At 39.6% G+C, this 10846-nt stretch carries 7 protein-coding genes; 3 read left to right on the top strand and 4 right to left on the bottom strand.

What is annotated here, in order from left to right:
* Positions 1–105: 105 nt before the first annotated feature.
* Positions 106–2211 carry an ATP-dependent Clp protease ATP-binding subunit gene (locus HMPREF9184_RS01930; RefSeq protein WP_001063428.1) on the bottom strand — a complete coding sequence of 702 codons (2106 nt, stop codon included), beginning with the start codon at positions 2209–2211 and terminating at the stop codon, positions 106–108.
* 393 nt (positions 2212–2604) lie between these two features.
* A complete protein-coding gene (gene pflB / locus HMPREF9184_RS01925; protein ID WP_000260614.1) occupies positions 2605–4920 on the bottom strand; it encodes a formate C-acetyltransferase in 2316 nt (771 codons plus the stop codon).
* A gap of 237 nt (positions 4921–5157) precedes the next feature.
* On the opposite strand from pflB, the gene dinB reads away from it, so the two are divergent.
* From dinB to HMPREF9184_RS01910, 3 genes are all read left to right on the top strand, one after another.
* The gene (gene dinB / locus HMPREF9184_RS01920) at positions 5158–6219 is read left to right on the top strand and encodes a DNA polymerase IV (RefSeq protein WP_000904554.1); all 1062 of its coding nucleotides are present in this window, start codon (positions 5158–5160) and stop codon (positions 6217–6219) included.
* A gap of 566 nt (positions 6220–6785) precedes the next feature.
* Complete coding sequence (locus HMPREF9184_RS01915; protein WP_000749428.1) at positions 6786–7109, top strand: hypothetical protein; 324 nt, start codon at positions 6786–6788, stop codon at positions 7107–7109.
* Positions 7110–7209: 100 nt separating this feature from the next.
* Positions 7210–7842 (top strand): TetR/AcrR family transcriptional regulator, encoded by a 633-nt coding sequence (locus HMPREF9184_RS01910; protein WP_000226068.1) that lies wholly within the window; start codon positions 7210–7212, stop codon positions 7840–7842.
* Positions 7843–7995: 153 nt separating this feature from the next.
* Here the strand turns inward: HMPREF9184_RS01910 and HMPREF9184_RS01905 are convergent, their stop codons facing one another.
* Positions 7996–8841 (bottom strand): undecaprenyl-diphosphate phosphatase, encoded by an 846-nt coding sequence (locus tag HMPREF9184_RS01905; protein ID WP_000273563.1) that lies wholly within the window; start codon positions 8839–8841, stop codon positions 7996–7998.
* Positions 8842–8900: 59 nt separating this feature from the next.
* Positions 8901–10790 carry a DUF2207 domain-containing protein gene (locus HMPREF9184_RS01900; protein ID WP_000750616.1) on the bottom strand — a complete coding sequence of 630 codons (1890 nt, stop codon included), beginning with the start codon at positions 10788–10790 and terminating at the stop codon, positions 8901–8903.
* Positions 10791–10846 lie beyond the last annotated feature (56 nt).

Genomic DNA, 10846 nt, shown 5'->3' with positions numbered 1-10846 from the left:
TATACTCAATGAAAATCAAAGAGCAAACTAGAAAGCTAGCCGCAGGCTGTACTTAAGTACGGCAAGGTGAAGCTGACGTGGTTTGAATTTGATTTTCGAAGAGTATTAGGCTTTTTCTCGAATGACTAAAGCGCCATCTTCCATATCTGCTTCCAAATGTTTGGCATCTAGATGATCCAAGTGGAAGTCTGTCACCTTATCACGGATTTGTTGTTCGACTACGCGTCGGAGAGGACGAACACCCATGACTTCGTCATAACCTTCTTCTGTGATAAAGTCCTTAGCTGCTTGGCTGACTTCCAAATCAATATCTTTCTTAGCCAAGGTTTGGTTGACTTCAGCCAACATTAAGTCCACAATCTTAGAAAGATCTTCCTTATTCAAGTGCGAGAACTCGATAACAGCATTAAAGCGGTTGAGGAATTCTGGACGGAAGTATGGTTTCAAACGATCCATCAACTCTGGTTTATCCGCATCTTCTGTCAAGTTGGCTTCATAGCCAAATCCAGCGTTTGATGTTGCGATAATGACAGTGTTCTTGAAGTTCACTGTATTTCCTTGGCCATCAGTCAAACGACCATCATCCAAAACTTGTAGGAGAAGGGTGATTACTTGAGGATCAGCCTTTTCAATTTCGTCCAAGAGAATGATAGAGTATGGATTGCGACGAACACGTTCTGTCAAGGTATTGCTATTGTCATCATACCCTACATAACCAGCTGTTGTACCAATCAGCTTAGATACAGCTGTGCGGTCACTGTATTCAGACATATCCAAACGAATGATAGCATCCTTGGTTCCAAACATATCGAGTGCCAATTGCTTAGCCAGCTCGGTCTTACCAACCCCAGTTGGGCCTACAAAGAGGAAGCTACCGATTGGGCGATTGCCTTCATCAAAACCAGCACGGTTACGACGGATAGCACGAGCCACTGCTTCTACTGCCTTATCTTGACCGATAACCTTGTGTTCCAAACGATGAGCCATATCCTTGAGACGTTCGATGTCTGACGCTCCCATTTGTGATACTGGAATACCTGTCATTCGTTCCACAGATTCAGCCACATCATTGACAGTGGCAGTCACTTTCATATCTTCTGTGTGGTTTTCGACTTTTTTCTCCAATTCTGCAATGCGAGTTTTGGCATTGAGAGCTGCTTCAAAGTCTTCTGCCTCAACTGCTTTTTCTTGCTTGTCTTTTTCTGCCTCAATTTCACGTTCAACAGCATGAACATCTGTTACTGGATGTTGAGCCGCCAAGTGAGCCGCTGTTACATCGACAAGGTCGATAGCCTTATCAGGCAAGCTACGTTGAGGAATGTATTGGACAGAATAATCCACTGCTGCCTTCAAGACTTCGTCTGGCAAGATGACATTGTGGTGTTGTTGATAGAGGTCACGAATTCCTTGAAGGATTTTAAAGGTATCCTCTGCTGAAGGAGCATTGACCTTCACTTCGTTGAAACGACGAGCAAGAGCTGCATTTTTCAAGATGGTGTTACGGTATTCATCTTGAGTCGTTGCCCCAATCACTGTCAACTCACCACGAGAGAGAGCTGGCTTGAGAATGTCCGCAAGACCTTTAGAACCACTGTCTCCACCTGTACTACCAGCACCGAGAATTTGGTGAATTTCATCAAAGAAGAGAATAATATTTCCTGCTTTTTTCACTTCGCTAACAAGATTTTGAATGTTTTCTTCAAAACTACCACGGTATTGAGTACCCGCCTCAAGACCTGAAATATCAATCGAAATGATTTCCTTGTTCTTGATGGCAGCCGGAACATCTCCATTCACAATGGCTTGCGCTAAACCTTCGACAACTGCGGTCTTACCAACACCTGCATCTCCGACCAAAACAGGATTGTTTTTGGTACGACGTGAGAGGATTTCAGATGTTTCTTGAATTTCCTTGTTTCGTCCGATAACAGGATCCAGCTTACCCTCACGAGCTTCCGCTGTCAAGTTACGACCTAGTTTAGCAAGGACGCCGTCTTGTTTCATACCTGAAGCATGTGGTTGCATTTGCGCATCAGATTCTGCGCTTCCTGGTAATTGTCCCGTTGCACGATAATGAGCAAATTCCTCAGGTGTCACTTCGCGTCCATTAATCAAGTAGCGACGGTTTTCAGAACTGTATCCTCGCATACCACCCATCAATTGGTTAAACAAGTCATCCATGTTGTTAAAGTTATTAAAGTTGTTGTTCATATTTTTTACCTCGTGTATTATTTATTATTTGCGATCTCTGATATTGACTATCTTTGACCTTTGTTTCAAAAAATTTAGACTAGCTAACTAGCTACCCTACGTATAATTTCTGGTTTTTCTTTTTTAAATAAGCCTTTTATCATCTTCTTTTCAAAGTCTGTTAGATTTAACATAGGCCTCACCCCTTCCTTGGGATTCTATACCTCATTCTCAAAGAATAATTCGTTGAAAATAAGTTTTTTAAGGAATTCATTTTCCTTATGTTTCTACTATATCACATTGGTCAGTAAAAGTCAATAACTTTTTGACCAAATTTGACTATTTTTAAAAAATTTTTTGAAGCACAAAAAAGCCAGTCATATCGACTAGCTTTCTTTCCATTCTAATTGAATCTTAGCTCAATGCGTCATCCATTGAAAGAACTTCGTGGAAGACACGTTGTGTCAATTCAGTTTTTTGTTCTGGTGTAAGATATTTAGTATTTACACAGTATCCAGAGATACGAACGATAACGTCTTCACCTGACATAATCTTTTCGTAAACATCGTTCAAGTCCATAACGTTCAAGTTAACGTGTTGTCCACCGTTTTCGAAGTAACCATCAAGGATTGTTACCAAGTTATCCACTTGTTCGTCACGAGTCTTACCAAGAGCACGTGGAGAAACTTGAGTTGTCAATGAGATACCGTCAGCTGCGTAACCAAAGTCTAGGCTAGCAAGTGAGTTCAAGTTTTGCAACCATCCGCCTTTAGCTTTGTTAGATGGGTTCGCACCTGGTGAGAAGAATTCAAGTTTAGACAAGTTCACTGAACCATCTTCGTTGAGGTATACACCTTTGTGGACTGGTGAGTTACCAGTTTGTTTAGAGTATGCAACGTTAGATGTGATTGTCAAAAGTGATACTGTAGCTTCTGCGTCTTTGTAAAGTTTGTGGCTACGTAGACGAGTTGTGTAAGCTTCGATCAACCATTCTGCCAATTCGTTTGAACGTGGGTCATCTTCACCCCAACGTGGGTATTCACCGATTGTTTCGTAATCGTAGATGTAGCCATCTTCGTCACGGATTGGTTTAACGGTAGCGTATTTAATAGCTGACAATGTATCAACAGTGTTGGCAAATCCACAGATACCGAATCCCATGTTGGCACGTTGTTTAGTTGGCAAGAAGGCCATTTGAACAGCTTCGTAGTTGTACTTATCAGTCATGTAGTGGATGATGTTCAAAGCATCCACGTAAGTGTCAGTCAACCAGTCAAGAGATTTTTCGAAGTTGGCTTTAACTGATTCAAATTCAAGAACTTCGTCACGGATAGGATCAATGTCAAATACCTTGTAGTCTTTGTGAACATCGTCGTAACCACCGTTCAAACCAGTAAGGAGGGCTTTCAATACGTTTACACGAGCACCGAAGTACTGGATGTTGTGGCGTTGATCTTCATTTTCTGGGTCAAGTGGTGACACACAGCATGAGATACAGCTCATTTCTCCGTATCCGTCTTTAGCCATTGTTGTTACACCTTCGTATTGGATAGAAGAGTGTTTGTGGCTCATATGCATACAGTAGCGACGGAAGTTGTATGGCAATTTGTCAGTCCAAAGAACTGTCAAGTTTGGTTCTGGTGAGTTACCGATATTATCAAGAGTGTTCAAGAAACGGTAGTCCATCTTAGTAACACGGTGACGACCATCGTTACCCATACCAGCCATAGAAGTTGTGATGAAAGTTGGGTCACCTGAGTACAATTGGTCATAAGCTTTTGTACGAGCAAATTTAACTGTACGAAGTTTCATAACGAAATCATCAACGAATTCTTGGATTTCTGATTCAGTAAATGTACCACGAGCAAGGTCACGTTCTGCAAAGATGTCCAATACGATTGGTACACGTCCGAGAGATGTAGCAGCACCGTTGATAACACGGCAGACAGCCATGAAGGCGATGTTAACCCATTGGATCGCTTCTTTAACGTTCATCGCTGGTTTGCGAACATCAACTCCGTAAAGGTCACCCAAGCGAACAACTTGTTGCAATGCTTGGTATTGAAGGTTTACTTCTTCACGAAGACGAATTGTTTCTTCATCAATTTCTTTAATTGCATTCCAGTCGTTTACTTTTTCTTGCATCAAGTAGTCTGCACCGTAAAGAGCAAGACGTGCGTAAACACCGATGATACGTCCACGTGAGTAGGCATCTGGAAGACCAGTTACAGTGTGTGCGTGACGAGCACGACGAATATTTGAAGTGTAGGCACGGAAGATACCGTCGTTAACTGTTGTTACATATTTAGTGAAGATTTCGTGAACAGCTGGATCTGGTTCGTATCCATTTTCTTTCAAAGTAGTTTCAGCCATACGGATACCACCTTTTGGCATGAAGTTCAATTTGAAGAGTTCATCATTTTGGATACCGAAGATCAATTCGTTTTCTTTGTCGATAAATCCGGCAGGAATATCAGCAATAGATGTTGGACGAGTGTCCATTGGGAAACGAGTTTCTTCGTAGTGAGCCTTAGTTTCTTCTACAATCTTTTTGATGTGAAGTGAACGTTCTGTTGGGCCAGCAAGGAAACTTTCATCACCATCATAAGGTGTGTAGTTAGCTTGAACGAAGCGAGAAATACTTGCTTTTTCTTTCCAATCTACGCCTTTGAAGCCTTCCCAAGCTTTGTCAAAAATGTCTTGTGCTTCAACAACTGTCTTAACAACCATGTTAATGTCCTCATTTTTCTTTCTAGCAACAGTCATCTGTTACATTCATGAGACCAGTATACCATACAGTAACCGATTTCAACAAGTGATATACGGCTTTTTTGTTGCTTTCTTTTCTAATACAGTCTGTTTTTTTGACACAATCTGTATTATATATTTGAAAGTGAAATTACTCTTTTCCATTTTTTCAGAAAAAAAGGTATAATGAATAAAAAATGACATTAGAAAGGAAGCTAAATGCTCATATTTCCATTGATTAATGATTTGTCAAGAAAAATCATCCATATCGACATGGATGCCTTTTTTGCCGCGGTGGAAATACGAGACAATCCTCAGTTAAAAGAAAAACCTGTCATCATTGGAAGCGACCCTAGACAAACAGGCGGACGGGGAGTTGTTTCTACTTGTAGCTACGAGGCACGGGCCTTTGGTATTCACTCTGCCATGAGTTCTAAAGAAGCTTATGAGCGTTGTCCCCAAGCCGTCTTTATCTCCGGAAATTATGAAAAGTATAAGGCAGTGGGACTTCAGATTCGAGCTATTTTTAAACGTTACACCGATCTGATTGAACCTATGAGCATTGACGAAGCCTATTTGGATGTGACGGAAAATAAACTCGGCATCAAGTCAGCTGTCAAAATAGCCCAATTGATTCAACAAGATATCTGGCAGGAACTACACCTGACTGCTTCTGCTGGCATTTCTTACAATAAATTCCTAGCTAAAATGGCCAGTGATTATCAAAAGCCACATGGTTTGACAGTCATCCTCCCTGACCAAGCCCAAGACTTTCTCAAACAAATGGACATTGCTAAATTTCACGGTGTGGGCAAAAAAACAGTTGAACGCCTTCATGAAATGGGCATTTATACTGGTGCAGACTTATTGGACGTCTCAGAAGTCACTTTAATCGATCGATTTGGTAGACTCGGTTTTGACCTTTATAGAAAGGCTCGTGGTATTCACAACTCCCCAGTCAAGTCCAATCGCATTCGTAAGTCTATTGGCAAGGAAAAAACCTACGGAAAGATTCTGCAAGTAGAAGAAGACATCAAAAAAGAGCTGACTCTTCTCTCTGAAAAAGTAGCTCTCAATCTCAGTAAACAAGACAAAGCTGGAAAAATCATTATCCTAAAGATTCGCTATACTGACTTCTCCACTCTGACTAGACGAAAAAGCCTCCCACAAGCAATACAGGACGCTAGTCAGATTTCTCAAACTGCCCTTCAACTTTACGAAGAGCTAGCTGAAAAAGATAAAGGCATCCGTTTACTAGGAATCACAGTGACAGGATTTTAAACCCTTGAGGGGAGTTTCATTAGTTTGAATCAAATGAGCTTGGAACAACGGTGTTTCAGCCTCATTCTGTTTTAGAAATAATATCAGAGAGTGATAGCTAATCACTAAAATAGTTCGAGGAACTATCTTAAATCGCTGGCCAGCATTCAACAGGCTGTGCCAGCCTTATTCACATTTTAGACTCGAAAAAATCCTAATTCAAGAAAACTTCTTTCTCTTAGTTCCCAGTCTCTCTTGCTAGAAAACTGATTGTTTTTGGGAAATATAGTTTAGTTTGAATTCCTACCGCATTTGTACTAGGATAAATTCTATAATTTTAGAGAAGGAACATTCTCACATACATACTTGGACTATGCTGTTTTTTTACAATTTATTTAATAAAAAAGCGTACTTGATTTTAATTAAGTATTAATTACAGCACTTAAACAAAAACGGTGAGATCGATTTTAAATAGTTCATAGTAAAAAAACTCTTTTTTCCGCAAGTGTTAGAATTTGACACCTTCATTTATATTTGTTAAACTAAAAATACCGTCTGGTCGGTTTTTTTAAAAGAAAGGGCTTAACATGAAAAAATCTATGCTAGAAAAAACAATTGATTATATTGCAAAACAAGATCAACGAGTACATCAACAACAAATACGTCATCACGAAGCCATTAAAAAGCAAAGAATCCAGCAAAAAGAACTGTTTTATCGATTAACACAAGGAGAGAGCGGTATCCGACATTCTCGTTTGGGAGTGAAATGTGGGTTTGCTACAATCACTGGTGGGCTCATCACTACTTTGTTTAGCCCTTGGAATGGGTTAGGAATAATGACCATCGGTGGTATTACAGTTCTTTCAAACTTGTATCACATCAAATGTATAGAAGCAAAGTTAAAAAAGTAGAGTGGGTTTTTTAAGAATGAAACTTGTTCGACTGCTCGAATATTACCTCTTCTTCTTTTTTTGATAAAATAAATTTAATAAAACAGGGAGAAGGAACTTAATGGTCGCAAAAACAGAAAAATCTCAAGCAATGATTGAAAAAATTTTATCAACAGCTTCACAGCTTTTTATTCACAATGGCTATGAAAAAACAAGTGTACAGAACATAGCGCGAACAGCTAGCGTTTCAAAAGGAGCCATTTATCACCATTTTCAATCAAAAGATGAAATTTTTTTTGCAGTTTTAAAACAGCGTTATCAATTGATGGAAAAGGAATTGCTAGACTGGCTTGAATCCACCAGTCATTTAACTGGAAGAGAACAGCTAAAAGAAACCTTTCAGTTTAGTTTAAAAAGTCAGAAAACTAACTACGAAATGTTGAATCACGCGCCTCTTGATGCGGAGTTCATGCTGACTATTATCCGTTACAATCTGCGTATAGGAACTCCCCTTATTGCAGATATTATAAAAAAAGGAATAGAAGATCAGTCCATCCAACCCATCCCCTTCCCTAATGAAGCGGCCGAGACAATCTTGCTTTTGACTAACTTTTGGGTTGAAGGGAGTATTTTTGAAAATTCTTCCGAAAAAATTGTCGATCGGATTTATTTTTTACAATTTATGCTTCAATCTATCGGACTGGATATTTTTGATGAATCTTTAATCCAAGAAATTTTAAGTCAATCAAATTAAATACAATCTTTTAGTTTACTTTTAAAACCCTGGTCAAACAGAGGGCAAGGTGACATAATAACGTAATAAAAAATAAACTAAACAATTATAAAAATAGGATAGTTCCCCCAAATGTTTTTTTGGCGAACTATCCTATTTTATTCTATTTTCAACTTATACAAATAAACGCACAAAACTATAGAGCAACAAGACACTACCAAGTACGATGCGGTATTTCCCGAAGAGTGTGAAGTCGTGTTTCTTCACATAGCTGGTCAAGAAGCGAATAGCAACCATGCTGACCGCAAAGGCTACTCCCATAGCAACCAAGAGCAAGAATAGTTGACCAAGACTCAAAAGCTGACCTGCTTTAATAAATTTGAAAATCTTTAAAGCGCTGGCTCCGAACATAACGGGAATCCCAAGATAGAAGGTAAACTCCGTTACAACAGAGCGGCTTGTACCATTCAACAAACCACCGACAATCGTCGCACCAGAACGGCTTGTGCCTGGGAAGAGGGCGAGGACTTGGAAGAGTCCGATGTAAAGAGCTGTTTTATAAGGCAACTTGTCTAGCTCTGTCACTGTTGGTTCAATAGCTTGCGCCTTATTTCTTTTTTCAAGATAGATAAAGGCAACCCCAAAGATAATCAACATGATTGCAACTGAAACCATGTTGTGGAAGTTGGCATCAAACCAATCATCCAACTTAAAGACCAATAGCAAAGGTAAGGTCGCAACGAAAACTTTTAACCATAATTGCCAAGTTCGACGAACTTCGACCTTGGTTTTACCAGGTTTGAAAGGATTGAGCTTGTTAAAGTAGATTACCACAACTGCTAAAATAGCACCGAGCTGAATGACAACATTAAACATGGACATGAAGGCTTCATTTTGGTCTTTAAACTGGATAAACTCTTGCGCTAGGATTAAGTGGCCAGTACTTGAAATTGGCAACCATTCTGTAATTCCTTCAACAATCCCAAAAAAGATGGACTTCAAAATTTCAATAAAATACATAGATTACTCCTTTTTCTGTCCTCTATTATATCACAATTTCGGATATTGCGATAGATTTTTTAGAAGGCGCCGATGCTACCACCGCCTCCGCCTCCTGAGAATCCTCCACCTGAAGAACCACTTCCAGAAGATACAGAGTAGGTACTTGCTGTGTTTGCAATACTAGCATAGTGGCTCATTTGAGCAGTTGAATGATAAAACAAACTGTGCCAGCCATAAGCTACGTAAAGATTGATATCTGGATTCTCAACTTGAATCTGATAAGATTTCATCAAATGACTCACCTTGTCCGCATAACCAAATAAAGTAGCATAGACAAGGAGGCGATTCCAAAGAACAATACTCTCTAATTCTGCCTTGTCTAGGTGAGCGATATCGCGAAGCATGTTTTCAAAACTAGTCCAGAGATAGTATGCTTCTAGTCCTTCTTCGTTTAAAACACCATCACGAGTATCAAATCGGGTCATCCAATAATAGACGCTAGCTAACATCAAGCTCACAAACCCAAGGATAGGAAGTGGCAGAGAAAGGTACCCGTGAGCATCCAAACTATACAAGAACCAGCCAAAACCAACGAAAGCAGGTAGAAGCGTAGAGACGCCTATCATCAATCGCAAGATTTTTTCTCCATTACTCAGTGGACGATAATAATCTGGAAGTTGCAAAGAGGAAATTCGCTTTCTCACCCCATCCTGCATCTGCTTCAGCGCTTGCTCGAAAGACGACTTAAGCTTACGTCCCGTTTTCTGAATCCGTTTTTCATCAGCTGCTTTTGCACCTTGGTAAAGACTTGTTGACACTTGGTAATCTGCAAACAAATCTGAAACAAGCACTTCTTCTCGTCCTGAAAAGGCCAAATTAAGGCAATCTTTTTCAAAACTTGCCAATCCTTTTTCTTTTACGACTTTTAAACGGACCTCATCTCCATTTGAGATGATTGAAACATTTCCACGGTCAATCACATCCAATAAAGTTGCCTGAATGAGTTGGTCAAAGGTGAACTTCCCTCCTCCCTTGGTTAAGGGGCTGACTTCCTCTAAAGAAGTGGAGTAAACAGCTTCCGATAAAACCATCGGTTCTAAGTCCATTGGCGGTTCATAGAGACGGTGATTTTTAGCATATTTCTTCGATGGGGAGGTTTTTCTTCTGTAAATGCAGTATAAAATAACACTAAAGACTAAAGAAAGCGAGAGTAGCAAAGGGATGATCCACGTAATCAGAGCTTTGCTTTGAGCTTTTTCAGCAATAATGGATTCCTCTATTTTTTCAAATTCTGCTAAACGATTGCCCTTCAATCCCTGATCCGAAGCTGTTCCAAAATCTTTTCTAGGCCAATATGCATGCAATTCAACCCCACGCTGACGAGGTAGGTTCTGTAAATGAACACGATAATCACCATCTATCTTCTCTACTTTGCCCTCTGTAAAGAGTTTCCCTGTATGAAGGAATAATTTTTCTGCTCCATTAAAGCCCGTTACTCGAAACTCAAATTTTTCGATAGGTTCTGAACTATCCGTCAGGGGCTGCCAATTAAGTTCCGCGATATCATCATATAGAAATAGGAGATTTTTTAGTTGCCATGTGATTACCACTTCAACGGTATCCCCCTCTTGGCCTGGATTATATACTTTTACAGTATAACCTTCCGATTCTTCTATCACTTCACTATTGACATTTTCAATGGCAGTAGCATTCTTCCATACCTGAATCTTCGGACTGGAATCTATTTCAAAGCCCTTTGGCATCTTACCAGCATGGCCAAGTCCTACTAGTTGTCCATTAAAGTCTTCATCAAAATAATAGACTACTTTCTCCCTAAATTCTGCTGTATTATCTGCATGAATATACAAATCACCTTGATAAGAGCGAATCTTGAAGTCAACCGCAAAAACAGAAAGTGGTAAAATACAAAACAAGCTAAATAAAAGCAAGAAAAAAGTCTTTTTCACAACACAATCCCCCCTTTTTATCTTTGCTATCATTATATCATTTTTTATAAGTAAAG

This window comes from Streptococcus sp. oral taxon 058 str. F0407 (assembly GCF_000235485.1).
In the GTDB taxonomy this organism is placed as follows: Bacteria; Bacillota; Bacilli; order Lactobacillales; family Streptococcaceae; genus Streptococcus.
This window is presented reverse-complemented; position numbering and strand designations above follow the sequence as displayed.

Excerpts from the sequence above, each read along its gene's own strand:
- HMPREF9184_RS01930 (WP_001063428.1), bottom strand. The coding sequence starts at position 2,211 with ATGAACAACAACTTTAATAACTTTAACAACATGGATGACTTGTTTAAC.
- pflB (WP_000260614.1), bottom strand. The coding sequence starts at position 4,920 with ATGGTTGTTAAGACAGTTGTTGAAGCACAAGACATTTTTGACAAAGCT.
- dinB (WP_000904554.1), top strand. The coding sequence starts at position 5,158 with ATGCTCATATTTCCATTGATTAATGATTTGTCAAGAAAAATCATCCAT.
- HMPREF9184_RS01915 (WP_000749428.1), top strand. The coding sequence starts at position 6,786 with ATGAAAAAATCTATGCTAGAAAAAACAATTGATTATATTGCAAAACAA.
- HMPREF9184_RS01910 (WP_000226068.1), top strand. The coding sequence starts at position 7,210 with ATGGTCGCAAAAACAGAAAAATCTCAAGCAATGATTGAAAAAATTTTA.
- HMPREF9184_RS01905 (WP_000273563.1), bottom strand. The coding sequence starts at position 8,841 with ATGTATTTTATTGAAATTTTGAAGTCCATCTTTTTTGGGATTGTTGAA.